20 protein-coding genes and 1 riboswitch are annotated in these 26,050 nt (G+C 62.3%); of the genes, 17 read left to right on the plus strand and 3 right to left on the minus strand.

Annotation, left to right across the window (positions count from 1 at the left end; translation table 11 throughout):
• The first annotated feature begins 57 nt into the window (after positions 1–57).
• Positions 58–876 carry a site-specific DNA-methyltransferase gene (locus tag NUW12_00450; protein ID MCR4401245.1) on the plus strand — a complete coding sequence of 273 codons (819 nt, stop codon included), beginning with the start codon at positions 58–60 and terminating at the stop codon, positions 874–876.
• Positions 877–919: 43 nt separating this feature from the next.
• Here the strand turns inward: NUW12_00450 and NUW12_00455 are convergent, their stop codons facing one another.
• Complete coding sequence (locus NUW12_00455; GenBank protein ID MCR4401246.1) at positions 920–1,960, minus strand: ATP-binding cassette domain-containing protein; 1,041 nt, start codon at positions 1,958–1,960, stop codon at positions 920–922.
• A 290-nt stretch (positions 1,961–2,250) separates the two neighbouring features.
• Positions 2,251–2,399: riboswitch (cyclic di-AMP (ydaO/yuaA leader) on the plus strand.
• A gap of 221 nt (positions 2,400–2,620) precedes the next feature.
• On the opposite strand from NUW12_00455, the gene NUW12_00460 reads away from it, so the two are divergent.
• The 6 genes from NUW12_00460 (at position 2,621) to NUW12_00485 (ending at position 11,488) form a co-directional block, all read left to right on the plus strand.
• The gene (locus NUW12_00460) at positions 2,621–4,240 is read left to right on the plus strand and encodes an ABC transporter substrate-binding protein (protein MCR4401247.1); all 1,620 of its coding nucleotides are present in this window, start codon (positions 2,621–2,623) and stop codon (positions 4,238–4,240) included.
• A gap of 105 nt (positions 4,241–4,345) precedes the next feature.
• Positions 4,346–5,362, plus strand: coding sequence for an ABC transporter permease (locus tag NUW12_00465; protein MCR4401248.1), 1,017 nt, complete (start codon positions 4,346–4,348; stop codon positions 5,360–5,362).
• 35 nt (positions 5,363–5,397) lie between these two features.
• Positions 5,398–6,420 (plus strand): ABC transporter permease, encoded by a 1,023-nt coding sequence (locus NUW12_00470; protein MCR4401249.1) that lies wholly within the window; start codon positions 5,398–5,400, stop codon positions 6,418–6,420.
• 6 nt (positions 6,421–6,426) lie between these two features.
• A complete protein-coding gene (locus NUW12_00475) occupies positions 6,427–7,437 on the plus strand; it encodes an ABC transporter ATP-binding protein (protein ID MCR4401250.1) in 1,011 nt (336 codons plus the stop codon).
• A 184-nt stretch (positions 7,438–7,621) separates the two neighbouring features.
• Positions 7,622–8,893 (plus strand): glycosyltransferase family 4 protein, encoded by a 1,272-nt coding sequence (locus tag NUW12_00480; protein MCR4401251.1) that lies wholly within the window; start codon positions 7,622–7,624, stop codon positions 8,891–8,893.
• Between the two features lie 114 nt (positions 8,894–9,007).
• Entirely contained in the window at positions 9,008–11,488 is a 2,481-nt protein-coding gene (locus tag NUW12_00485; GenBank protein MCR4401252.1) for a mannose-1-phosphate guanyltransferase, read from the plus strand.
• Between the two features lie 53 nt (positions 11,489–11,541).
• On the opposite strand, the gene NUW12_00490 is transcribed toward NUW12_00485, so the two are convergent.
• Together NUW12_00490 and NUW12_00495 are read right to left on the minus strand one after the other, a co-directional pair.
• Positions 11,542–13,170, minus strand: a complete 1,629-nt coding sequence (locus NUW12_00490; GenBank protein MCR4401253.1) for a DUF1957 domain-containing protein — start codon at positions 13,168–13,170, stop codon at positions 11,542–11,544.
• A 96-nt stretch (positions 13,171–13,266) separates the two neighbouring features.
• The gene (locus tag NUW12_00495; GenBank protein MCR4401254.1) at positions 13,267–14,283 is read right to left on the minus strand and encodes a DUF4912 domain-containing protein; all 1,017 of its coding nucleotides are present in this window, start codon (positions 14,281–14,283) and stop codon (positions 13,267–13,269) included.
• A gap of 345 nt (positions 14,284–14,628) precedes the next feature.
• Here NUW12_00495 and NUW12_00500 point away from each other — a divergent pair, with 345 nt between their 5' ends.
• The 10 genes from NUW12_00500 to NUW12_00545 all read left to right on the plus strand — a co-directional run bounded on the left by NUW12_00500 (position 14,629) and on the right by NUW12_00545 (position 25,982).
• A complete protein-coding gene (locus tag NUW12_00500) occupies positions 14,629–16,344 on the plus strand; it encodes a DUF1957 domain-containing protein (protein MCR4401255.1) in 1,716 nt (571 codons plus the stop codon).
• Positions 16,345–16,415: 71 nt separating this feature from the next.
• Positions 16,416–17,162 (plus strand): phosphatase, encoded by a 747-nt coding sequence (locus NUW12_00505; GenBank protein MCR4401256.1) that lies wholly within the window; start codon positions 16,416–16,418, stop codon positions 17,160–17,162.
• Positions 17,163–17,239: 77 nt separating this feature from the next.
• Positions 17,240–18,646 (plus strand): family 10 glycosylhydrolase, encoded by a 1,407-nt coding sequence (locus tag NUW12_00510; GenBank protein ID MCR4401257.1) that lies wholly within the window; start codon positions 17,240–17,242, stop codon positions 18,644–18,646.
• Positions 18,647–18,711: 65 nt separating this feature from the next.
• Positions 18,712–19,698: a hypothetical protein gene (locus tag NUW12_00515; protein MCR4401258.1), complete on the plus strand. Its 987-nt coding sequence runs from the start codon at positions 18,712–18,714 to the stop codon at positions 19,696–19,698.
• A 77-nt stretch (positions 19,699–19,775) separates the two neighbouring features.
• Positions 19,776–20,753 carry an ATPase gene (locus tag NUW12_00520; protein ID MCR4401259.1) on the plus strand — a complete coding sequence of 326 codons (978 nt, stop codon included), beginning with the start codon at positions 19,776–19,778 and terminating at the stop codon, positions 20,751–20,753.
• 65 nt (positions 20,754–20,818) lie between these two features.
• Positions 20,819–21,985 (plus strand): N-acetylglucosamine-6-phosphate deacetylase, encoded by a 1,167-nt coding sequence (gene nagA / locus NUW12_00525; protein MCR4401260.1) that lies wholly within the window; start codon positions 20,819–20,821, stop codon positions 21,983–21,985.
• 121 nt (positions 21,986–22,106) lie between these two features.
• A complete protein-coding gene (nagB, locus tag NUW12_00530; protein ID MCR4401261.1) occupies positions 22,107–22,889 on the plus strand; it encodes a glucosamine-6-phosphate deaminase in 783 nt (260 codons plus the stop codon).
• 16 nt (positions 22,890–22,905) lie between these two features.
• A complete protein-coding gene (locus NUW12_00535; protein MCR4401262.1) occupies positions 22,906–23,643 on the plus strand; it encodes a PHP domain-containing protein in 738 nt (245 codons plus the stop codon).
• 54 nt (positions 23,644–23,697) lie between these two features.
• Positions 23,698–24,636 (plus strand): RNase adapter RapZ, encoded by a 939-nt coding sequence (rapZ, locus tag NUW12_00540; protein ID MCR4401263.1) that lies wholly within the window; start codon positions 23,698–23,700, stop codon positions 24,634–24,636.
• Positions 24,633–25,982, plus strand: a complete 1,350-nt coding sequence (locus NUW12_00545; GenBank protein MCR4401264.1) for a YvcK family protein — start codon at positions 24,633–24,635, stop codon at positions 25,980–25,982. Before rapZ ends, NUW12_00545 begins: the two co-directional genes overlap by 4 nt.
• Positions 25,983–26,050: the final 68 nt, after the last annotated feature.

The raw sequence follows: 26,050 nt of genomic DNA on the forward strand, positions 1-26,050 counted from the left end.
TACCAGGGCTCCCCGGAAGTCCGGTGGGACTTCTACCTGGAAGACTGCGTACAGGGGATGAGGCAGCGGCTGGAACCTGGAAGCGTGGACGTGGTCGTCACGTCGCCCCCCTACAACCTGGGCGTGCGCTACGGCCAGTATGACGACACGATCGACCGAGGCGATTATCTCGCCTGGACTGCGAAGTGGGCGGAGGCCGTGAAGGAAGCGATGTCTGACGAAGCCTCGTTCTTCCTCAACGTGGGGTCCAAACCCACCGACCCGTGGGTTCCCTTCGAGGTGGCAGGGGTGATGCGAGGGCTTTTCCACCTTCAGAACGTGATCCACTGGGTCAAGTCCATCGCCATCTCCAAGGTCGACGTGGGTGACTACGGCGCCCTTGCGTCTGACGCTGCTGTCGGCCACTACAAGCCAATCAACGGCCGGCGGTACCTCAACGACTGTCACGAGTACATCTTTCATTTCACGAAGACGGGCAGGGTGCCACTGGACAGGCTGGCCATTGGCGTGCCGTACCAAGACAAGTCCAACGTGGGGCGCTGGAAAACGGCGCGGGCGGGCGTGCGGTGTCGAGGGAACACTTGGTTCATTCCTTACGAGACCATAAACAGGAGAGAGAAGGACAGGCCGCATCCTGCGACGTTTCCGCCTCGCCTCCCTGAAATGTGCGTGAGGCTGCACGGCATGGATAAGTGTGGGCTGGTGTTGGATCCATTCCTTGGCATAGGAAACACCGCCATAGCTTGCGTCAGGCTTGGCGTATCGTTTGTGGGGTTCGAGATAGACAGGGATTACTTTGAGGAGGCCGTGCGCAGGGCGAGGGCCGCGGCTGGCGAGGTACACGTCAAACAGGATGGGACAAAGGATAAAGGATAGGGTGCGAGCCGGTCCGGCCAGGCCGACTCATCCCGGGCCGCTGTCAGGCCAGCACCATGTGGCAGCGGACGAAATGGCCGGCGTGCCCAGAGCCCGCCGCAGAATCCGGCGCCGGCGCGTCCGCGATTCGGAGTAGTTCCGGGGCTTTCTCCTGGCAGAGGCGCGTGCGCCGCGGGCATCGCGGGTGGAAGCGGCACCCACGAGGGGGATCGATCGGCGTGGGCACCGTGCCTTCCAGCACGATCCTTTGTCTTCGGCGATACCGCTCGATGCTGGGGATGGCCGACAGGAGAGCTTGTGTGTACGGGTGGAGCGGGTTCTCGAATAGCTCGTCGGTGGGAGCAGATTCCACGATCTGTCCGAGGTACATCACCGCGACTCTGTGGCTGATGTGATACACGACCCGAAGATCGTGGGCGATGAAGAGGTACGCCAGCCCAAACTCCTCCTGCAACTCTTGCAGAAGGTTGATTATCTGGGCTTGCACCGAAACGTCCAACGAGGAGAGCGGTTCGTCCGCCACGACGAACCTGGGGTGCGTGGCGAGAGCCCGGGCCACCGCGATGCGTTGGCGTTGGCCGCCACTGAACTGGTGCGGGTACCTGTCCGCGTGCTCCGCGCCCAGGCCCACACGGCGTAGCAACGCCTCGATTTCCCCGTCCCGCTCGCGTGGAGTTACCCCGCGCGCGGCAAGCGCGACTCCAAGGATGCGCCTCACCGTATGACGAGGGTTGAGGGAGCTGTACGGGTTCTGGAATATGATCTGGGCCTCGCGCCTGATGCTCGCCCGGGGCAGGGCACGCGGCCCCGTGACTGGGTTCCCGTCGAACACGACGTAGCCTGAGGTGGGTTCGTGCAGTCCCAGGATCGTTCTACCGAGGGTGCTCTTCCCGCACCCCGACTCCCCAACGAGGCTGAGAGTCTCGCCTGGATAAACGTCGAGGCTGACTCCGTCCACCGCTCTCACCGTGCGCTCTCTGACTCCCGCCAGGTACCTCGAAAGGAGCGTCTCGCGCAGCACGAAGTGCTTGGACAGGTTGCGTGCCGACACTAGTGGCTTTGGGTTTGTCGTCCCACTCGTCATTCAGACGCGCCTCCGGTCAGGTTCTACGGCGCTTCGGCAGGCCGGCGTGTTCGTCCCTGAACCACCCATTATGAGTGTACCACACTGCCGTCCTCTTCTCAACCAAGACCGCCGTGTCGCGGCCCTCCCCCTGCCCGGTGGCCGGTCAGGCGGGCTCGCGGCGCACGGTGGCACGGCACGTCTCTGCCCGCGGGTGTCGCGGGGTCCGGGTTGACGCGAGTTGTACCCCGGTGTTACAATTACAGCATGAAAGACAATTGAATAGACGCGTCGGTCTCGCCGTCGCGAACCACGCGCGGCCGCTTAATCTTCCTTCGGGAAGAGCGGGGGAACCAACGTCCGAGAGACACGGGGCGAATCCTGCGGGGAGCCGCAGGTAGGGCCAGCTCCTTCGGCCCGAGTCCGTCAGCTAACCTCGTAAGCGTCGAAAGGGGGACGCCTTTCTTTTGCCCAGGGTCCTCCTGGGCTATCGTTTTCCTGCGGTCCTCCAGCCTAGCGCAAAGCGTATGCTTCCCACTCGCTTCGTGAGACCCCCTTGCCCCGTTGGATGCTCAGGGCAGTGACGTTCTGGCCCCGTTTGAAGAAGGTCAAGCGAGCTCGCACACGAGAGCGTGCCTGCGTGACCTTGGGTCATGTGGCAGCAGAGAGACGAAACCCATCATGGACGTAAGGGAGGCGTTTGAGATGACGACGAGCGTGCGAAGAGGAAAGAGCGTGTACAGCGGGAGAGGTAGCTGGATCGCTGTCGTCGTGCTGGGGCTCGCCCTCCTCCCGATGGGCCTTCCGAGCGGCGGGGCGCTCCAGGCGTCGGGCAAGACGCTGACAGTCGTGCTCGATGCCGAGGCGAACAGGGCGGACGAGGCAGAGGCCATAGCAGCCGATCTTCGGGTAATCGGCGTTCAGGCAGACGTCCGAATCTGGGAGTGGAGCGCGCTGAAGGACAGCGCTCTCAAAGGCGAGCGGCAGATGTATTTGACGGACTGGGGCAGCGCGTACTTCGATCCCTTTGATCTGGCCGTGCCGAAGCTCCGCACCGGAGACCGCGGCAATTACTCTCACTATAGTAACCCGGCCTTCGATCTTGCCATGGACACTGCTCTTTCCGCAGTCGACCCGGAAGTCAGGCGAAAGGCTTATCGCGACGCGCAGGCCATCATACGCGAGGACGCGCCGTGGATCTTCGGGTATTACCTGAGCGAGATCGAGGCGGCGAGGGCTGACGTCAAGGGCTGGCAGCCGGCGATGGACTCGCGCATCAACCTTCACGATGTCGGGCTCGCACGCGGCGACACCATTGTCGTGGCGATGAAGACCGACAAGGTGGTGACCTTGGACCCAGCCATGCACCGCGAGCGCGACACAGAGACGGTGATTCGCAACATGTTCGACGGCCTCGTCACGCGCACGTGGGATGGCAAGGTCGTGCCGGAGATCGCCGAGTCGTGGGCGACGCCACAGGACAACGTGTACGTATTCAAGATCCGCAAGGGAATCAAGTTTCATAACGGCGAGGAACTCGACGCTGACGACGTGATCTTCACATTCGAGCGAACGCTGAAATCGGGCACCATCGGTGGACGGTCGTCCCCCCGAGCAGGGCTTCTCGGACCCATCGAAAAGGTGGAGAAGCTCGACAAATACACAGTCAGGTTTTCGCTGTCAAACCCCTTTCCCGTCTTCCTGCAGGCCCTGGTGCAAACGCAGGTGGTCCCGAAAGACTACATTGAGACCGTGGGCGACGAGGAGTTCGCGAGAAATCCCGTGGGCTGCGGCCCGTTCAAGTTCGTCGGAGGCAGACTCGACGATCAGATCGTGATGGAGAGGTTCGACGCCTACTACGGCGGTTCGCCCGACCTTCCCCCGGTAGGGCTCGCGCAGGTGAAGCGGGTGATCTTCAGGATGATGCCCGATCCCACCGTCCGCATCGCCGCCCTGAAAGCCGGCGAGGTGCAGATAGCGCAGCAGGTGCCGCCCGATCTGGTGGCGAGCCTTGAGAGGGACAAGAACGTGCAGGTCAAAGCGGTCGAGGGAACCAGGGTGTATTGCGTCGAGCTGAATTGCTCCGCGCCGCCCTTCAACGACGTGAGGGTGCGCAGGGCGATGAACTACGCCGTCAACTGGGATAGGATCCTCAAGACGATCTATGGGGGTACGGGGAAGCGCCTTGCCACGGCGTTCTTGCCCAGCGGCTTTGGTTTCGACCCCGACCTCCGTCCCTATCCGTACGATCCTGAGAAGGCGAAGGCTCTCTTGAGAGAAGCCGGCTATTCCGTGAAGTGAGGGTCCGGCGGCGGGGCCGGGTCGGCCAGGCCGTCTGGCATGAAGGGAATCGGCCGGCGGATGCTCAGGCGGATACGGAGGGATAGCGGATACGGAGGGATAGATGTGCGAAAGACGCACGTGCAAGTCCTTGAGCGGGTGCTTGCGACCATGCCCGTGGCGCTCGGCGTCGCCATCGCCGTCTTCGTTCTCATGCGGCTCATGCCAGGAGACCCCGTGGACATCATGATCGGAGAGTCCGGCGGCGTGACGCAGGAAGACATCGCGTCACTCAGGGCAGAGCTCGGGTTGGATAAGCCAGTCCTGGTGCAGCTCGGAACGTACCTGGCCGGGCTGGTGAGAGGCGACCTCGGATACTCCATGCAAAGCTCGCGTCCGGTCGCGGACATGATCGTGGAGGCCTTGCCGGCGACGATAGAGCTCGCCATGTATTCTCTGGTCTTCGCGCTGATCGTCGCCGTCCCAGCGGGTGTCGTCTCCGCACTCAGGCAGGGCTCGGCCATCGACCGGGCGAGCATGACCGCGTCGCTTCTGGGTGTATCGATGCCGGGGTTTTGGTTCGCCCTTATCGGGATCATCGTGTTTTCGTTACGCTTGGGGTGGCTCCCCACGTCTGGGCGCATCACGTACGGGTTTGAGCCCGAGACCATCACGGGCCTGTTCACGCTGGACGCCTTGCTCACCGGGAACTTCCCAGCATTGCGGGACGCTCTGAGGCATCTCGTTCTACCCGCTGCCACCCTGGGGGCCGGCGTGGCGGGCGTGGTGGCGAGGGTGGTACGCTCCAGCATGTTGGAGGTGCTCCGAGCCGACTACGTTCTGTTTGCGAGGGCCAAGGGCGTGGCCGAGGGCGCTGTCATCGTCCGCCACGCCCTGCGCAACGCGCTCATCCCGGCTGTGACCGTGTTCGGGATCCAGGTCGGCACGCTTCTTGGCGGAAACATGATAGTAGAGACGGTCTTCAGTTGGCCGGGCCTCGGGCGCGTCGTGGTAGACGCCATCTTTTCGAGGGACTATCCGCTGGTGCAAGCGGCCGTGATGGTGTACGCCTTGACGTTCGTCGCCGTGAACCTTGCGACGGACGTTCTCTATACGTATCTCAATCCGAGGATGACTCTATAAGTTCAGGCTCGGGAGCCGCGGAACCACCGGGAGGGATGGGAGCCTTGGGGGACTCGTCCGTGTGGCTGGATGAGGTTGATGGAACTGATGCCGCGAACAAGAGCTGCCACACGCTTGCATCCGGGAGCGCCGTGGGCAACGCGCGGTCGCGAGAAGCCGGAAAACCGTTGGCGTCGGTAGCCATGGGTCTCGGTCTTGCGCTCGACGGTCTCTCAGACCTCGCAGACCTCGCACGGCGCATGGCTGCACATCGGTCCGCGGTCGTGGGCGGGGCGGTGATCCTTGTGTATCTCGCGGCTGCTGTATTCGCCCCGTGGTTGGCTCCACACGCTCCCGACGAAGTGTCTTTGGCGCGACGTCTTACTCCACCCAGCTGGGCAGGAGAGTTTCCTTTTGGCACCGACCAGCTAGGAAGGGATATCTTGTCTCGAGTGATATTCGGTGCCCGGGTCTCTATCATGGTGGGCGTGCTCACCATCGCCATCTCAATCGCGATCGGGGTCGGTCTGGGAGTGGTGGCGGGCTATTTCAGGGGACCCTTCGACAGGCTTGTGTCGAGGTTCACCGATTTGCTCCTTGCCTTCCCATATCTCATCTTCGTGATCGGTGCCATGGCCATGCTTGGACCCGGATTCTGGAACCTCGTTTGGGCCTTGAGCTTCAAGGGATGGGTGGAGTTCTATCGGCTGGCGAGGGCGGAGGCCATGTCTGAAAAGACGAAGGAGTACGTAGATGCTGCGAGGGCGCTCGGACGCTCCCACGCGGCTATCATTTGTTCGGAGATCTTGCCCAACATCGTCCACTCAATAGTGGTCCTTGGGACGTTGCGTATGGGCAACATGATCGTGTTGGAGTCGTCCCTGAGCTTCCTTGGCCTTGGGATGCCGCCGCGTGTTCCCGCCTGGGGATCGATGGTGAATGACGGAAGGCGGTACATGCTCACCGCTTGGTGGATCGCTACCCTGCCGGGGCTCGCCCTCGTGGTGTTGGTGCTCGCAATCAACCTCGTCGGAGAAGCCCTTCGAGACGTCCTCGACCCGAGGCTGAAAGAGGTGTGAAGCGCGTTGCACGCGACGCAAGCGGCCCACGCCGTGCTTGAGGTGACCGGGCTATCCACCGTGTACCCTACGTCCCGGGGTGACGTCCAAGCGGTGCGTAACGTGAGCTTTACGATCCGCGAAGGGCACTTGCTGGCGATAGTAGGGGAGTCAGGCTGCGGCAAGAGCGCCACGCTCCTCTCGATCATGCGGTTGGTGCCCCGTCCGGGGCGGATCGTGGGAGGAAGCGTCCTCTTCGCCGGACAGAATCTCATGGAGTTGAACCCCGGGGCGATGCGAGAGGTGCGAGGCAGGGACATTGCCATGGTGTTCCAGGATCCCATGACCACGTTGAATCCCGTTTTCAGGGTGGGCGAGCAGATAGCCGAATCCCTTCGGGTGCACGGGCTTCTCCCGCGGTTCCCGGCCAGCCTTTCGCGCGCAAGCCGGGCGCGGGAGCGGGAACTTGTGACAGAGCTACTACGGAAGGTGGGGATCCCGTCGCCCGAGACGAGACACCTCGAGTATCCGCACCAGTTTAGCGGGGGAATGCAGCAGCGCATTCTCATAGCGATTGCGCTTGCGTGCAAACCCAAAGTCCTGCTGGCGGACGAGCCCACTACTGCGCTGGACGTCACGGTTCAAGCTCAAGTGCTTGAGCTCGTGCGCGAGATCAACGAGACTGCAGGGACGGCCGTCGCGCTTGTAACTCACGACCTCGCTCTCGCTGCCGAATTCTGTCACGAGGTGGCGGTCATGTACGCGGGCCAGATCGTGGAGCAGGGACCCACCGAAGCGGTCTTGGAGGACCCGATGCACCCCTACACTCGGGGGCTCCTTCGTTCTATTCCGCGCATGGGCGAGAGGAAACGGCTGACTCCGATTATGGGCGAGGTCCCTGACCTTGCCTGCCTCGGGCCGGGTTGCGGTTTCGCACCCCGTTGCGACCTGCGTCGGCCATGCTGCGACACGTTCGAGCCCGGGCCGGTGTCGGTTGACTTGCATCGTACCGTCCGGTGTCACGCCTACAGCGACTAGGGCCTGCGCTCGGCAGGGTCCGCCTCCAATGCAATTGCCCTCTCGACTCCTAAGTTGGCGCGGGTAGACCTCGCTCGTGTGGACATGGCGAACGACGCGCCTCTTCATGCGAATAATCCGCGTCCGCCAGCGAATCATAAGAGCATGGAACACGTTCCCAGAACGTTGGATGGGAGGGGACGAGATGCGTGTTCTCATGCTCTCGTGGGAGTATCCGCCGAGGATAGTCGGGGGGATCGCTCGACACGTTCAAGATCTCTCCAGGGCCTTCGCGCGGCGGGGCGTGCGTGTCGACGTTGTCACCCTGGCTTGCGACGGCGCTGAAGAGATGGAAGACGATTCCGGCGTCAAGGTTTTCAGGGTGCCGTTCGGTGGCCCGTCGCCCCCGGATTTCGTGACCTGGGTCATGCAAATGAACCTAAGCCTCCTGGAGCGCGCCATTCCCCAGGCGGCTCAAGGGGCCGACCTCATACATGCCCACGATTGGGTCACAGCCTACGCTGCGAAGACGCTCAAGCACGCGTTCAGGCTCCCGCTCGTCGCCACCATTCATGCCACGGAGTACGGTCGGAACTGGGGGCTTCACAACGATCTGCAGCGATACATCAGCAGCGTCGAATGGTGGCTGGGCTTCGAGGCATGGCGCGTCATATGCTGCAGCGAATACATGCGCGGCGAGCTTGCGTGGGTTTTTCAGTTCCCAGCGGACAAGGTACGCGTGATCCCGAACGGCGTAGATCCGTCGAGGTTCGAAGTGCCCGAAGGAGAGGACCTTGTGTCGTTCAGGTCGCGATGGGCGGCGCCAGACGAAAAGATCGTCTTCTTCATCGGCCGACTCGTCCACGAGAAGGGCGTTCACGTCCTGATCGAGGCTTTCGCGAAGGTCCTCGCGTATTACGACAAAGCCAAGCTGGTCATAGCGGGAAAGGGGCCGGCCGATTCGTATCTCAGGCACCTCGCTCAGTCGCTCGGGATCTACCATCGAATCTACTTTGCGGGTTTCGTGGATGACGAAACGCGCAACCGTCTTTACAAGTGCGCTGACGTCGCGGTAGTCCCGAGTCTCTATGAACCCTTTGGCATCACAGCGCTCGAAGGCATGGCGTGTGGCGTGCCGGTGGTCGTGTCAGACACGGGCGGGCTCGGCGAGGTCGTGACTCATGGGATCACCGGCATGAAAGCGTGGGTATCGAACCCCGGTTCTCTTGCGGACAACATCCTGACCCTCCTCGGAGACGACAGGGTCCGTGAGCGAATTCGCGAGGCGGCCGGTCGCGACGTCCGGGAGAGGTTCAACTGGGACGTAATAGCCGAGAGCACCGAGGCGGTTTACGACGAAGTGCTGACTGCCTATCGCTCCAGTCCATGGGCGGTAGCGGGTCCGCGCTGGTTCGCGCAAACCGCCGAGGCGTCACGGGGCTACTCGCGCTATGGGGTGCCAGAGAACGCACGCTGAGCTCCATGTGAGCGATGGTCGTTCTCTCGCGTCTCTCACTAGTTGTCTGGTCGCTGGCGACCGCAAGCTGTACGGAGTGCTCAAGACTCTGCACGGTCTGGAGGTTCGGGCAATATGAAAGCCGTGGTGATGGCGGGCGGAAAGGGCACACGCCTTCGTCCGCTAACGTGCGACAAGCCCAAGCCCATGGTTCCCGTGGTGGGCAGGCCCATTCTCGAGCACATCGTGAGGCTCCTCCGCAGGCACGGTTTCACTGACATCTACGCGACTCTTCACTACATGCCCGAGGTGATCCAAGACTACTTTGGTACCGGTGAGTCCTTTGGGGTCACAATGCGCTACTCGGTGGAGGAGACACCTCTGGGAACGGCTGGGAGCGTCAAGGCGTGTGAGGAGCACCTCGACTCGACGTTCCTAGTTATCAGCGGAGACGCCCTCACCGACTTCGACCTCGCGCAGGCGCTTGATTTTCACAAGTCAAAAGGCGCTATAGCTACTATCGTCCTCGCTCGAGTGCCGACCCCCCTGGAGTACGGCGTGGTGATCACCGACGACGATGGGCGCATAGCGCGCTTTCTTGAGAAGCCCAGCTGGAGCGAGGTGTTCAGCGATACGGTAAACACCGGCATCTACGTGCTCGAGCCCGAGGTGCTGGGCTTCGTGGACTTCGGACGTGAATTCGACTTCTCCAAGAACCTCTTCCCACTCATCCTCAGGAGGAGGCTCCCCCTCTTCGGGTACATAGCGAGCGGTTACTGGAGCGACATCGGGACCATAGAGCAGTACCGTCAGACCCACTACGACATCTTGGAAGGCCGGGCAAAGGTGGACATGCCTGGCGAGGAAGTGGAGAGGGGGGTGTACATCGGAGAGGGGGCGGAGATCCACCCGAACGCGCGGCTCATTCCGCCCGTGGTGATCGGGGATCGTTGCCGCGTGAAGCGTAATGCGGAGGTGGGGGACGGCACGGTCATCGGCGAACAGAACCTCCTCAACGAGGGGGCATCGGTGAAGAGGAGCATAATCTGGAACAACTCTTACGTGGGGAAGGAGACCGAGCTACGAGGCGCCATAGTGTGTTCCAGGGCGAGCATCAAGACGAAGACCGCCATCTTCGAGGGGTCGGTGGTCGGGGCGGATTGCTCCATCGGGGAACGGAGCGTCATCAAGCCGGGCGTGAAGATATGGCCGAACAAGATCATCGATGCCGGCACCACGATAACTACGAGCCTTGTCTGGGGCGCGAAGTGGTCCAGGAGACTCTTCGGGTCGTACGGCGTATCCGGTCTCCTCAACGTGGAACTCACCCCTGAGTTCGCGGCGAAGCTGGGTGCGGCGTACGGCGCGTGTCTCGGCGAGAAGCGGGCGATTGTGGTGAGCTCCGATGCGTACAAGCCTTCGCGCATGTTGAAGCGAGCGATCACCGCCGGCCTTCTATCGAGCGGCACCAACGTGTACGACATCGGACGAATGACCACTCCCGTCACCCGCCATGCCGTGGCCGCCCTGGGTGTCGCGGGCGGCCTTCACGTGAGGCTTTCCCCTTACGACCCGAACATCGGGCTCGTCGAGTTCCTGGACGAACGAGGCCTCAACGTTGATAGATCCATGGAACGCAAGATCGAAAACGCTTTCTTCAGCGAGGATTTCAGGCGTGTGGACGCCGAGGACATAGGAGAGGTCGCCTTCCTCACGAGGGTCGTCGAGCAGTACCTGGACGGCCTCCTCAAAGCTGTGTCCGTGGCGACCGTGCGCGCCCGTCGCTTCAAGGTGATCGTGGATTTCGATCCGGGGAACCTGTCCCTCCTCCTCCCGACCCTTCTGGACGCTCTCGGGTGCGAAGTGCTCGCATTGAACCCCAACGACGGCGGCACGGCCAAGCCCAGGAACCACTACGAGATGCTCGATTCTCTCTCCCTGCTATCGAAGGCTGTCGTCGCAAACCGGGCTGACCTCGGCATAGCCGTGGATGCCAACGCTGAGCGGCTCCTGCTCGTGGACGAGCAAGGCAACGGTGTCTCGGAGGAGATGTTTTGCGCGCTCATGTCCCTTCTCATCCTCAAGTCCAAGGAAGGCGCAACCGTGGCCGTGCCTGTGACCGCGCCCAAGATCATAGAGGAGATGGCGCGGAACTACCGCGGCCGTGTGATTCGTACGCGGACCAATCCACGGTCGGTCATGGAGAGGGTGATCGAGGAGAAGATACTCATCGGAGAAAGGGAGCTGCCGGGGTTCCACCCCGCCTTCGACGCGCTCTTGTCCCTCGCCAAGATTCTCGAGGTCATGGCAACGGAAAACGCCCGCCTTTCGTCGTTGCTCTCTCTGGTGCCCAGGTTCTACATGAGCAAGAGGACGGTGGAGTGCCCCTGGGAAGACAAGGGCAAAGTCATGCGCATGCTCATCGAGCAGGTGCGAAACGAGAAGGTGGAACTGATCGACGGAATCAAGGTGTACCACGATACCGGCTGGGCGCTGGTACTCCCTGATTCCGAGGAGCCCCTTTTCCATGTTTACAGCGAGGCCTCCACCCCCGCGGACGCCGAGACGCTGCGAGAGATGTACATGGCCAAGATCGACGAGATCAGAGCCACGTGACGGCGGATTACGGATCACGCTCTCGCTGCGGCCGCTCGCACCGAAGCCCCAGTTCATCCTGAGGCGGCCGCGATTGGCGTAGCCGCCCGTGCGCCGCCCGCATACACCCGGTAATCGATGTGAGGGAAGATGTTATCCCGGCACTCGATCTCGGCGAGCCAGGGTTCGTCGATGGTCCCGCCGTGGATGTCATGGTAGAGCTTGGTGAACCGCCATACGTGCTCTTTCGTCCTCCGCTGAGCGTAAGACACCATCGTGCCTGTCTTCATGATGAACGCCCAGTCGCTGCTTTGCGCCAGAAGGAGCTCCCGCGCTGCCTGATTCAGGGCGCGACGAACGAGCCCGTCTGCGTCGGGAAATGTGCGGGCCAGCTCAACCATTCTTTCGGCCGCTTTGTGCAAGTGCCGGTATATCCAATCGTTGGACCCTTCCAGCCACACCTCGTTGTAGCCCTTGTATCCCCAGCTCGAGAGGGACGGGGTTGACACCTGGTTGCGCTTGTAGATGTCGAGGTAGTCCCCAGGGGTTATGAGCGCGATGGTGTTCTGGTCGTACGCAATCTTTCTTATGAGAAAATCGAGCCATTCGGGACCCTCGAACCACCAGTGGCCGAAGAGTTCGGCGTCGTACGGTGCCACGACTATCGGATTGCGGTCCATGACCGAGGCGAGGTACTCTATCTGCTTCTCCCTGTTGAACATGAAGTTGCCTGCGTGAATCGCAGCTTTCTCCAGAGCCCGTTGGCGGTTGTACGGCTCCTTGTCGTGGGTCTTTCCGGTGATCCTATAGTATTTTATCCCGGTGTTGATCCTCGCGCCGCTAGGGTGCACGTACGGGCGGATATACTCGTAATCGAGATCGTACCCGATGTCCCTGTAGAATTCGCGGTAATCATAGTCGCCAGGGTAGCCTTCGCGCGCGCTCCACACTTGCTTGGACGATTCCATGTCCCGACCGAACGCAGCCACGCCGGACTCGCAATACACGGGGGCGAACACGCCGTACCTGGGCCTTGGCGAGGCGAAGAGGACGCCGTGGGCATCGGTGACGAAGTACCTGATGCCGTGTTCTTTCAGGAACCTGTCGTCCCCAGGGTTGTACCCGCACTCGGGAAGCCAGAAGCCCACCGGCCTCCGACCGAAGGTCCGCTCGTGGAAGTCAATGGCGACGTTGATCTGGCCTCGCACGGCTTCCCGGCAGACCTCCATGAGCGGCAGGTACCCGTGGGTGGCCCCGGAAGTGACTATCTCCAGCCGCCCCATGGCCTCGAGCTCCTTGAACGCCGTGAGGATGTTCCGGCCATACACGTCCTCGAAAACGTGGCGAGCCTCGTGGAACCTGTCCCGGTACATCCTTGCGTTCTCGTTGAACTCGGGGAGCCACCTCGTACGCTCGACTTCCTTCTCCGCAAGCTCTATCAGTTTCCCGACGTGGCGGAGGTACCGTTCCTGTAGGAGCGGATCCAGGAGCATCGAGGCGAGAGGCGGCGTGATGGACATGGTGATCCGGAATCTGATGCCATCGCGAACCAATCCCTGGAACACTTTGATGAGCGGGATGTACGTCTCGGTGATGGCTTCGAAGAGCCATGTCTCCTCGAGGAAGTCAGGGTGTTCCGGATGCCTGACGTACGGAAGATGCGCGTGAAGGACAAGCGCGAGGTAACCCTTTTCATGAGCCATATCCCGGTCTCATCCCCCTGTCTGCTGCGCGCCTGATGCGTGCTGTGCGTGGTGCGAGCTGTCAGCTCAGACCGTGGGTTGTCTAGCCGAGCGGTTCTACCAGGTGTCGCGAGCAAGTCTCGTGGTAATGCTCCGCTTCATGCTTCCATCTTTGGACACAGCTTCGATGGGAACGACTTGCTGTCCGTCGGGCAGCTGGAACCTGGCGGAGAACGTGCCATCGGGACGGAGTCTCACGGGAACGCCTTGGATCGTAACGGTGGACCCGGGTTCAGTGGCGCCGTGCACGATCACCTCGACGGAGGCGTTCAGCCAGAAAGCCTTTCTTTCCGGGGCCGACACTCCTACTCCCGGGCTGGATATGCCCGCGACGAAACCCGACCCCATCTCGAGCGCCATGTGTTCCAGGCGCGCGGTGATCATTTCGGGAGACGAAGGCAGCCGCCCTGGGTGCGGGTAGTACCGTTCCACCGCTGAGATGGTCATCCACTCTTCGTCTATGATCTCAGACGGGCCCGCGCGAGGTGTGCGAACGACGTTGGATCTGGAAAGGAGCACGAACCGACCACCGGGACCGATGAGGCCTAGCTCGGCACAGTAGGATCTGTTCGGTCGATCCACGTTGATGTACCAGTTGTTGGCGCCGCAGCTGACGTCGATGTCGAACGTGCGGTGGGCGTTGGTTCCGTCGAACTCCACGTCTGTCACGTCGTGCACGCGAAGGGTCTTTCTGGCGACAAGCCACCCATCCGGTCCCAAGGCCGCCGTGACGGTCTCCGACACGTCATGGGCGATTTCCCAGTAAGCGTGGAGCCAGAACGGGTCGCGCACCATCAGGACGAGCCTCGTAGAGCCGTATCCTTGTGGGAGCTCCGGCTCTGTCTGCGTTTGGGCCGTGTACATGGGGTGCGTGGCGGCGTGGGCGATATCCTCGGCGACTTTGAGCTCTTGCGTCTCCACAATGCGAAGCTCTGACACGCTCTCCGGGAGGCGCACCTCCTCGACGCCGCCGAGAACAGCAGACTTCCCGCCCTTCTCCTCGTAAAGGACAGATTGGCTCACGTTCCCGTCCGATGATGCCGATGATCTAGTTTCGTCAACTATCGCCGCCACCCCGGCTACCTCCCGGAATTCATTGCGTCGCACGGCCTTGTCAAGCAATGAGCGTCAAGATACGCTCCACCGTATCTCTGTAATAATATCCCTTGCGTCCTAGCTGTTTATTCGAGAGCCGCTGTGTGGATTTGCCAGAAACGGCAACGAGTGCAGACCTGCCTCTTTCCGCCGCTCGCACTACGCCGCGATGCGTCGCCGCCTCTCTTCGTGTTGACGCCACATCACCATGTATTGCGCTGCACCTGGCCAAGCCTTACCAGGTTTCCAGGCTTCTCCGCGCTCGAGAATATCGTGCTGCTCGCAAGGCCAAACTATGTGAAGCGCAAGAGAGGAGGGGCCATCGTGTCGACGGGCACGTTCGTGTTCGTTCTCCACAGCCACTTGCCGTACTGCAGGAAGGCAGGCGTCTGGCCGTTCGGCGAGGAGTGGGTCTTCGAAGCGATGGCGGAGACGTACATTCCGCTTCTTGACATCATATCGGATCTCGTGGAAAGCGGCATCCCCGCCAAACTGACCGTCGGTCTTACACCGGTGTTGCTCGATCAGCTCAAAGACCCGTACATGCTCTTTCGCTTCGATGAGTACGTGGAGACGAAGATTGCCGCGGCGGAAGGAGACATCTCACGGTTCGAAGCGGAAAGCGAGGGACGGCTCCGCAATCTCGCGGAGTTCTATCGCGACAGATATGAGCGCGTGCGGACCAGCTTCCATGAGAGGTACGGGCGTGACCTCATCTCCGCTTTCCGTTCCCTTCAGGACGGCGGTCACATCGAGCTCATCGCGGGCGCCGCGACCCATGCTTACCTGCCTCTCTTGGCCAGGGAATCGTCGATATACGCCCAGGTGAAGGTGGGCTGTGACACTTACGAGCGTTGCTTCGGGAGAAGGCCTCTGGGCATGTGGCTGCCCGAGTGCGGGTACCGTCCCCGCGACTCATCCGTCGCTCGACCCGGAGCCGCCTTCGGGGGCGCGGGCGTCGACGGAGTGCTGTCGACTTTGGGGATAAAGCACTTCTTCGTGGATTCCCACGCCATCCAAGGCGGGGCGTCCGCCGGCATGTACGGAGCGAGGTATGCTCGACAACAACCCAAGCCCAGGTACATTCCAGCCAGACCAGGGTTCACCACGTACCTGCCGTACTCAGTATCCGGCAGCGGCCTCCTCGTCCTCGGGCGGAACGAGAGAACCGCCCTCCAGGTGTGGTCATCCGAATGGGGTTACCCTGGTGATGGAAACTACAGGGAGTTTCACAAGCGGGACTCCATTTCCGGGTTTCGTTACTGGAAGGTCACGAGTAGGTTGGTGGATCTGGGCTCCAAGGAAATCTACGAGCCACAAGCCGCTCTGGGTCGGGCGAAAGACCACGCGGAACACTTCGTCGCCCTCGTGGAGAGGCTCCTCGAAGGGTTCCACAGGGAGACGGGGAAGCGCGGCGTCATCGTCGCCCCCTTTGACGTCGAGCTCTTCGGCCACTGGTGGATGGAGGGGCTGGATTGGCTGAGATGGGTTCTCGAAGGTCTCGCACGCAGCGAGAGCGTGGAGCTTGCGACAGCTGCCGGGTACTTGGAGAACCACAGGCCCGCAGGCGAGATCGACCTGGTGGAAAGCTCCTGGGGGATGGGAGGCGGGCACTACATCTGGGACAACGAGGCCACAGGCTGGATGTGGGAAGAGATCCACTCTGCGGAGGAGGAGATGGAAAGGATCTCGGCCACGATCGGGGACGCGGTGGGTCGCCCGGACCTCGGCGAGCTACGAGTCCCGGAAGCCCCAGACCTTACGGGACGGCTGGTCCGCCAGGCGGCGCGCGAGGCGCTGCTCCTTCAGAGCAGCGACTGGCCGTTCCTGGTGACGACAGAGCAAGCTGCCGACTACGCCTCACGGCGGTTCCTCGAGCACAAGTGCAGGTTCGTCCGGCTCCTCGAGGCCCTCGAGCGGCGGAGCCAAGCGCTTGAGACCGTCCGGTACCTCGAGGAGATCGAGGCCATAGACTCGGTGTTCCCGGATATCGACTTGTCGGCTTTCTCCGCAAAGCAGGGATCAGCCTCCCAGCGTTGAATTGCTCATTGCAGCGCACGCTGGTGTGCGCTACGATATTGAGGACGGGAATGACCTGGGAGGACCCGGAAATGCGGCTCGTTGCTGACCTCCACACTCACTCCATCGCAAGCGGACACGCTTACAACACCATCGACGAAATGGCCCGAGCGGCCCGCGAAGCCGGCCTGGAGATGATCGCCGTCACCGACCACGGGCCGAGCATCCCCGGCGGGCCGCATCGATACTACTTCGGCAACCTGAGAGTCATCCCCGCGACGATCGAAGGAGTGGAGGTCCTCAAGGGTGTCGAAGCGAACATAATAAGCCCCAGCGGCGAGTTGGACCTCCCGGATCGAACCCTACAGAAGTTGGAATTCGTGCTGGCCGGGTTTCACGTGGGTACGGGCTATGATGGGGGTACTGTAGAGGAGAATACCCGGGCCATGATTGCCGCCATGGAGAACCCCCATGTGGATGCCATTGCCCATCCCGGGAATCCCGCCTTCCAGGTGGACGTCGAGGAGGTCGTGAAGGCTGCCAAGCGTCTCGGCAAGCTCTTGGAGATCAACAACTCGTCTCTCACTATAGTGAGGCTGGACAGCCGGGAGAACTGTCATCGGTTCGCCGAGCTCGCGGGGGCGCTAGGGGTGACCGTGGTCATCGGGAGCGACGCACATCATGCCTCGCGGGTCGGAGTGTTCGACGCCGCGGTTGAGCTTGCGGAGAGCGCTGGCCTCACTGAGGACCTCGTGCTCAACACCAGCACGCGGAGGATCATGGACTTCCTCCGGTCACGCGGGAAGATCCGGACGGAGCAGGAAAGGCCCGAGGTTTGACCCGCGCGATGCTGATGAACGGCCCCGGCGTATCGATGGACGGAAGATGCACGTGGGTTCGGGGAGGCAGGCGAGACGTGGAAAAGGGAGTTGTGACCCGAAGGCGGCGGCTCGTCCTCGCGTTCGAGGCGTGGTTGCGCGCCTTCCTTGCTTTCATGGAGGGCACAACGAGGCTGGCCGCGAGATGCGCGGGCGCGAGCCCGGAGCATCGCCGCGCCTGCTCGGCTGCAGCCGTTTTCGTCGTGGGAGGGGTGGTGTGCCTTTTCATGAGGTCTCAGTCGAACGTGGCATGGATGAAGGATCAAGAAGTGAGGGGCCTGTGGGTGGTCCGCACGAGCATGGCCACTCGAGGGTCTGTGGAGAAGATGGTGGACCTTGCTTCCAAGCACAACTTCAATGCCCTCTTCGTGCAGGTGAACGGCAGAGGAGAGGCATATTACACGAGCAGCCTGGTGCCGAGGGCGCCGCGTGTGCACGAGGGATTCGATCCCCTGGAGTTTTGCATCCAGCGGGCTCACGAGGCCGGTCTCCAGGTGCACGCGTGGATCAATGCGTTCACCGTCGGTGAGATCGGCAGGAGGACGTATCCTCCGGGGCACGTGCTTTCCAGGCACCCCGAGTGGGCGCTCGTGGACGAAGCGGGCGTCTCGACGCTTGACTACACCAAGGACATGGCCGAGGGCGAGCTCGTATCTCCCATGCTCGACCCTGCCATCGAGGGCGTGAAGGAGTACGTTCACGACGTTTTCATGGAGGTCGTTCGAAACTACGATGTGGACGGGGTCCATTTCGATTACATCAGGTATCCGTCGACGAGGTTTGGATACGGAGACGTTGCGAGGAGTGCGTTTAGGGACCTTACGGGATTCGACCCCCTCGACCTTACGAGAGGCCAGGAGGCGGTCGAGGACGGGGCGGGGAAGGAACGGGAGACGCAGCGCGGCGAGCTCATGGCGAAATGGGATGAGTTCCGTCGAGATCAGGTCACCGAGGTCGTCCGGCGTGTCTATGAGGAAGTCAAGCGCGTGAAACCTGGTGTCGCAGTGTCTTGCGCCGTGTTCCCCGATGCCGCGGATGCAGCATCTAGGAGGCTTCAGGACTGGGATACCTGGCTTTCACGAGGGATCGTTGACTTTCTGGTTCCGATGGTATATACGTCCAATGGGGACGTATTCACGAGGCACGTGCGCGACGCGGTGGAGGCGGCCGCCCGCGGCAGGGCAAGAGGACGTGTTCTGGCTGGAGTGGGTGCCTACAACATGCTGGAAGACCCGGAAGGCTGTGTCGAGAAGATCCGCATCGCGAGGCTCCTCAAGGCCGCGGGGGTGGTGCTCTTCTCGTATGACGCTATCTCCGACAATCCGGGGTACTGGCAGAGCCTTGCCCGCGGTCCGTTCAGGGACAAGGCGCTTGCGCCGGCCCTTGCCCGCCACGTCGCGGGGGGCGCTTTTAAGGGCGCTGGTGCGAGCTCCAGTGGCCGTTAGCAAGGAAAGACGGGACGTGCCAGTGAGGAGGATGAGCCTGGGAGGCCCGGGAGAGGGGGGAGGCAATGAGCTACGTAGTGGGCGTGGACGCGGGAGGCACGAAAACCCTCGCGCTCGTGAGCGACATGGAGGGACACGCAGTCGGAGCAGGGAAGGCCGGCCCTGCCAACTTCCAGGCGGTGGGCGTGGATCTCGCCAGGGCTAACGTGAAGAAGGCCATCGATCTTGCGCTCGAGTCAGCCGGCGTCGCGGCCTGTTGCGTGGAGGCGGCCTTCTTCGGGATGGCGGGAGCCGACCGTCCCGCGGACTTCGCGACAATAGAGCGGTTCTTGGCCAGCGTGAACCCGGCGCCTCGGATGGGTTTGGAGAATGACGCGACGATAGCGCTCCGGGCTGCTACTGTCGACGGTGTGGGCGTGGTGGCGGTGTGCGGCACCGGCACGAACGTGATCGGGTTCAATCGAGAAGGCAGGCGCGTGCAGATCGGGGGACTCGGATACATGTTCGGGGACGGCGCGGGCGCGGGCCACATTGGCGTGCTTGCGGTGAGAATGGCGACGCGCGGGCGGGATGGCCGCGGCAAGCCCACCATCCTTCATGACATGCTTTGCGAGAAGCTCCACCTACGGAGCCTTGACGATCTCGTGGAGCAGTTCTACCCTGGATCTGGATCCGGCGACCGGGCGCAGGTGGCGTCCCTCGCCCCTCTCGTGTTCGAAGCCGCACGATGTGGCGACGAGGTGGCCTGCGACATTCTGCGGGAGGTGGGGCGAGAGCTCGCAATCGCGATACTCGCCGCGCTCCGCAAGCTGTTCCCGCCGGATGCGTGTGTCAAGGTCGTGCTGTCGGGTGGGGTCTTCGCAAACGAAGACCCTGCGATGACCGCCACGCTCAAGGCACGTGTCCTCGCGGACTTCCCGGCTACCGAGTTCATCATGCTCAAAGTTCCGCCCGTGTTGGGCGCGGTGCTCCTGGCTCTAGAACTGGCGGGCGTCGGGACAGACTCTGGAATTCGAGAAACTCTCTGGAAGACGTGGGAGACGACCCTTTGACGCCCGAGACTCGAGATAAGTCGCGCGGGCAGTGCATCAAGTCTCAAGAGCCGCCGCCAGGAGCTGGGAGGGGCGACATGGGGCTGATCATTGGGATAGACGCTGGTGGAACCAAGACAGACTGCCTTGTCGGAACAGTCCATGGTGAGGTGCTGGCACGAGCATGGGCCGGTCCCGCGAACTTCCAGGTTTCGGGTCCGGCGGGTGTGAAACAAGAGGTCCTGGCGGCGATCGGAAGAGCACGAAATCTGCTGCCTGCCGGAGACGAGGCGTTCGACATTGCGTTCCTCGGCATCGCGGGCGTGGGGAGGCCAGGTGATCTCCAGGAGGTCGCCGGCGTTCTTGATGGGGCCGGCCTTGCGGGCAGGACAGTGGTTGACAATGACGCCGTCATAGCGCTTGCCGGAGGTACGCTGGGCCAGCCGGGGGTCGTAGTGATCGCCGGCACGGGCTCGATCGCGTTCGGCATGAACTCGCGTGGAGAAAGGGCTCGTTCCGGGGGGTGGGGCTACCTCCTGGGGGATGAGGGCAGCGCGTATGATATCGGGCGGCAGGCCCTCGCGTCGGTGGTCAGGGCGAGCGATGGGCGGGGAGACCCCACGGCGCTCTTCGAGGCAGTGCTGCAGCATCTTAAAGTGGCCTCTCCGGAGGACCTGGTGGAGCTTGCGTACCGCAAGGGCCTGGGGCGAACGGACATAGCTGGTCTGGCAGTCGTAGTGGCTGAGACTGCCCGCAAGGGCGATCGTGTGGCCCGTCGAATACTTCGCCGGGCGGGAGAGGAGCTCGGTCTCGCAGCTGCGAGCGTTGTGAAGGCCCTTGGAATGCAAGACGACGCCGTGCTGTGTGTAACCTCGGGAGGCGTCTTCGCAGCGGGGGACGTCGTAAGGAAGGCCCTGGCCAGGGAGCTCGAGAAGACGGCTCCCGTGTGCGAGGTCGTGGGGGCGAGGTTCCCGCCTGTGGTGGGGGCGTATCTCCTGGGGATCCAGGAGGCCGGCTTCCGTATAACAGGAAAGATCGTCGAGAACATCGAAGACTCGCTCGTGCGCTCATCGTGAGCGCCGGGCGTAAGGATGCCTGGTCGGGCGGCCGGATGGGTGCGCGATCGGAGGAGAGAAGACCGGTGATCATCAAGAACGCTGACATCCTGACGCCGCGAGGTATAATGGTGTCGGGTTTCGTTGTGACATGCGGCGGTAAGATCGCGAAAGTCGGGTCGCACGGGGAGTTCCGGGAGTATCCGACGTCTGGACACGAAGTGTTTGACGCGCGCGGTCTCACGCTCGTGCCCGGGTTCGTGGACATCCACGTACACGGGGGCGGAGGCCATGACGTGCTTGAGGGAACGTACGAGGCCGTGGCCGCGATGTGCCGCGCCCACGCAGTCCACGGCACGACTTCCTTGTTACCGACGACCATGGCCGCGCGCCACGAGGATCTGCTTGACGCGGTCCGGGCTGTGGCGGACGCCGCTAGGCGCGGCACCGGGGGTGCCGAAGTCCTGGGAGTTCACTTGGAAGGGCCGTGGATCAACCCTGAAAGCAGAGGCGCGCAAGCGCTGGAAGCGATCCGGCCGCCTAGCGTCGCGGAGCTCGACAGGCTCATAGGGGAGTCGGGCGGGCTCGTGCGGATCACTACTGTCGCGCCCGAGCTCGAAGGCGCGTGTGAGTTCATCGAAGAGGCTGTCGCACGGGGTGTAAGGGTTTCCCTCGGTCATTCCATGGCGTCGTTCGAGGAAGTCGTGTGTGCGATGAGGTCCGGCGCGACCCACATCACTCACGCTTTCAACGCCATGAGCGGGCTCCATCACCGCAGACCGGGGATGGTAGGAGCGATGCTCGCGTGCGACGAACTCACCGCCGAAGCTATCTTGGACGGCTTTCACCTGCATCCTGCGGCGGTGGCCGTCCTTCACAAGTGCAAAGGTGTGGACAAGCTTGCTCTGGTCACGGACGCCACGATGGCGGCATGCATGCAGGAAGGTGAGTACGAGCTCGGCGGGCAGCGGGTCAGCTTTGCAGACGGCGCCGTGAGACTTCCCGACGGAAACCTGGCCGGAAGCGCCTTGACCCTTGACAGGGCAGTCCGCCGCGCGATGGACGACCTGGGCATAACGCTTGCTCAGGCCGTGGCCATGGCGTCACAAGTCCCCGCGAGGGTTGCAGGGGTTTATGATCGCAAGGGCAGTATAGAGAATGGCAAGGATGCCGACATGGTCCTCATCGACCGGTCCGGCATGATCGGAGCTACTTTCGTTCGGGGTGTGCTGGTCCACCAGGCTCTAGCGTGAGGGTGTGACATCCCACTAACGCGGCTTCTCAGGCGGTTGTGGGTAGTCTTTGTCTGAGATGCGGAGCGCTGAGGATCCGAAGCAATACGTGGGTAGAGAAGGACGCTGGGGGTGTGAGCATATGGTTGTGGTCATTGCTCAGGACTTTGACACGATGAGCCGAGAGGCTGCGAAGGCCGTGGCCGAACAGGTCAGGAGGAAACCCGCGAGTGTCCTCGGCCTTGCGACGGGCGCGACCCAATTCGGCCTGTACGCCGAATTGGTAAGGATGCACCGAGAGGAAGGGCTGGACTTCTCGGCGATCACAACGTTCAACCTCGATGAGTATCTAGGGCTCGCTCCTGACCATCCCGCAAGCTTTCACTACTACATGTATACCCGGTTCTTCAACCACGTGAACGTCAGACAGGACCGCATCTTCATTCCGAACGGGCTCGCCGCGGACGTTCGCGAGGAATGCCGGGCGTACGAACGGGCAATAAGAAACGCGGGAGGGATAGATCTTGCCGTCCTCGGAGTCGGAAGGAACGGTCACATTGGGTTCAACGAACCGAGGACCGAGTTCGGGTCACGCACTCGGGCGCTCTTCCTTGCAAAGCGCACGATTGAGGCGAACGCGAGGTTCTTTGGGGGCGACGAGAAAGCCGTTCCGAGGCAAGCCATATCAGTCGGCATACGCACCATAATGAACAGCAGGTCCATCCTTCTTCTCGCGAGCGGCAAGGCCAAGGCGCAGGTCATCGCCCAAACCGTGCAGGGGCCTGTTACGGAGATGGTACCCAGCTCGGTGTTGCAGCTCCATCCGGACGTCACGCTGATCGTGGACGAGGAAGCGGCTATGCAGCTGGAGCCGTCGCCCGAGGGGTTCGTCCCCGGCCCCGGCACGCGGACCATGGTATACTGATCGCTGATGATCGCTGATGAAGGTATTTGCGGACTACCACACCCACACGAGATTCAGCCACGGCAAGGGCACGGTGCTGGACAACGTTCGCGCGGCGGCCCGGAAGGGCCTGGAGGCGGTAGCCATCACGGACCACGGCCCGGCCAACCTGTTTGGCCTGGGTATCAGCAGTCTTGCGGCTTTCGATGACATCGCTGAGCAGGTGGAGAGGAGCAGGAAGGAGTTCCCCGAGGTCAGGGTGCTGATGGGCGTGGAGGCGAACGTCATCAACACCCAGGGGGGCCTCGACGTCCCGGAGGAGCTGCTCGAGCGCCTCGACATAGTGCTTGCTGGACACCACCTCGTCGTGCGCGGGAGTAGTCTGGTGGAATGGTGGAAGATCTCGGCGCGCAACTACGTCGCAAGGTGGAGTCGTCGTCTTGCCGAGCGAGCACGGGTTGACAACACGAAGTCGCTGATAGAAGCTATAAGAAAGAACAGAGTGGATATCGTAACTCATCCCGGTCTCCATGTATCCATTGATACGGAGGAGCTCGCACGCGAGTGCGCGAGGGCCGGGACGGCTCTGGAGATCAACGCGAAACACGCCCATCTCGATGTGGGGTTCATCAGGGCTGCAGCGAAACAGGGGGCGACTTTCTGCATAAGCAGCGACGCTCACAGCCCTGAAGAGGTTGGCGATTTCGGGAACGCATTGGAGGTCGCGCTCCGCGCGGGCGTGGACCCGGAGAGGATCATCAACGTGCGCGCGTAAGCGTGCGCGCGGCGTCCCTACACGAATGCGGGGGGAAACCGGAGGATTGAGGGCTTGGGCGAGGAACGGTTCGTAATCATAACGGGGCTTTCGGGCGCCGGTAAGAGCGAGGCGGTTCGAGCTTTTGAGGACATGGGCTTCTTCTGCGTGGATAACCTTCCGCCCACCCTCATACCGAAGTTCGCGGAGCTCGTGGCACAGTCGGAGGGCAAGACGAATAGGATAGCCCTAGTAGTTGACATAAGGAGCAGGGAATTCTTCGACAGCCTTTGCAGCGCTCTCGATGACCTCGAAGGCATGGGAGTGACCTATGAGATCCTTTTCCTCGAGGCGTCCGACGAGGTGCTCGTCCGTAGGTTCAAGGAGACCAGGCGACGCCACCCCCTTTCGTCGGAGGGCGGTGGGGTATTGGAGGGCATAGAGGATGAGCGTCGCAGGTTGGGAGAGATTCGCGGGAGGGCCACCCGCATCCTAGACACGACGTCCCTCTCACCGCGGCAATTGCGGGAGCGCATAATGAACGTGTTCACCGGAGAGTCCCGGAGAGAGCGGCTCGACGTGATAGTCGTGGCCTTCGGTTTCAAGCACGGGATCCCAATGGACGCTGACCTGGTTTTCGACGTGAGGTTCCTGCCAAATCCGCATTACGTGGAGTCGCTGCGGAAGCTTACCGGAGACACCGAGCCCGTGCGGGAGTACGTATTCCAGTCGCCGGTGACGCGGAGGTTCCTTCAGAAACTCTTCGACCTCATGGCATTTCTCCTGCCTCATTACGTCAAAGAAGGCAAGACGCAGCTTGTGGTGGGCATTGGCTGCACCGGTGGCAAACACCGGTCCATAGCCGTGGCAGACCGACTCGCGGGTTTTCTGAAGGAACGTGGGTACAACGTGTCTGTGGAGTACCGCGACAGGGACGTGCAGGATAAGGTGGCGGAGCGAGAGCGAGATCGAGACCCGCACGATGGCGGGACAAGAGACGTGATGGAGACATGAGAACGCTCCGGTGGTTGTATCCGGGGATGAGAGTCAAGAGGTGGCTCCTGGCGTTTGCGCTCGGAGCGGCGCTCGTGGTGTTGGGAAGCGTGACGATTCTCAACGGCGCAGCTATCGGAATCCTGCGCAAGTGGCTCCTGTGGCTTGTGGGCCCTCAACCGGGGCCATTCCACAGGAGCATCGCCACGGCCGTGGGCATCTCGGCCACGCTCTCCGGCCTGGTGGTCATGTTGTTGTCCGCAGGAGCGGTCATCCGTTCTATAGTGGCAGCGCTCCTGCCAGGAGCGGAGAATCACATCGCCGAGCTCGTCCAGCGCGAGCGCCAGCTCGGAAGGGGCCCCAGGGTCGTCGTGGTAGGCGGGGGAACCGGTCTTTCCACGCTGCTTCGAGGCATCAAGGCGTATACGAGCAACGTTACCGCAATAGTCACGGTTGCAGATGATGGCGGAAGCTCCGGCAGGTTGCGCAAGGAAATGGGGGTACTGCCTCCGGGGGACATCCGCAACTGTCTGGTGGCCCTGGCGGACTCCGAGCCTCTCATGGCCCGCCTCTTTCAATACAGGTTTCCGGATGGGGACCCGACCGGCTTGGGAGGTCACACGTTCGGGAACCTCTTCATAGCTACCATGTCCGCCATCACAGGCGATTTCGAGCAGGCGGTCAAAGAGTCGAGTCGGGTGTTGGCGGTGAGAGGGAGGGTCTTGCCATCCACGCTCGACGATGTCGTGCTCGTGGCGGAGTGCGAAGGTGGGCTCATGGTTGAGGGGGAGTCCACCCTTTCGACATGCGGCGCTTCAATAAGGCGGGTTTTCCTCAGGCCGCAGGACCCCATGGCGCTTCCCGACGCAGTTGAGGCCATAGCAGGTGCGGAGGTGATAGTGCTCGGGCCGGGAAGCCTGTTTACCAGCGTGTTGCCGAACCTCTTAGTGCCAGGGATCAGGGAGGCGATCCGTCGCAGCAACGCGCTGAAGGTGTACGTTTGCAACGTCATGACGGAGCCGGGCGAGACAGACGGGTTCGACGCGTCCGACCATCTCAGGGCGCTCTTTGAGCACGTCGGGAGCGGCATGGTAGACGTGGTTGTGGTCAACACCGGAGAAGTGCCGCCAAAGCTGGCCGAAAGGTACAGGCAGGAGGGCGCGTACCCGGTGGCCGTGGATGGCGAAGGACTGAGAGCGCTGGGGGTGTCTGTGGTAGAGGGCGACCTGGTGTCCGTTGCAGACTACGCCCGACACGATCCAGAGCGTCTCGCCCGCGCTATAATGAAGCTGGTCATCGAGGCGAGGGCCTCGGTCGGCAGAGGGAACAGGCCGGCGAACGGACGGAGGCGCGCGTCAGTTTCGTGAGCGGTGTCGTGTGCGGGCTATTGCGGGCTACTGCAGGGCCGGCCTCCAGAGACGTCGGGCGGCAGCTG

It is taken from the genome of Bacillota bacterium, from assembly GCA_024653485.1.
GTDB lineage: Bacteria > Bacillota > SHA-98 > UBA4971 > UBA4971 > UBA6256.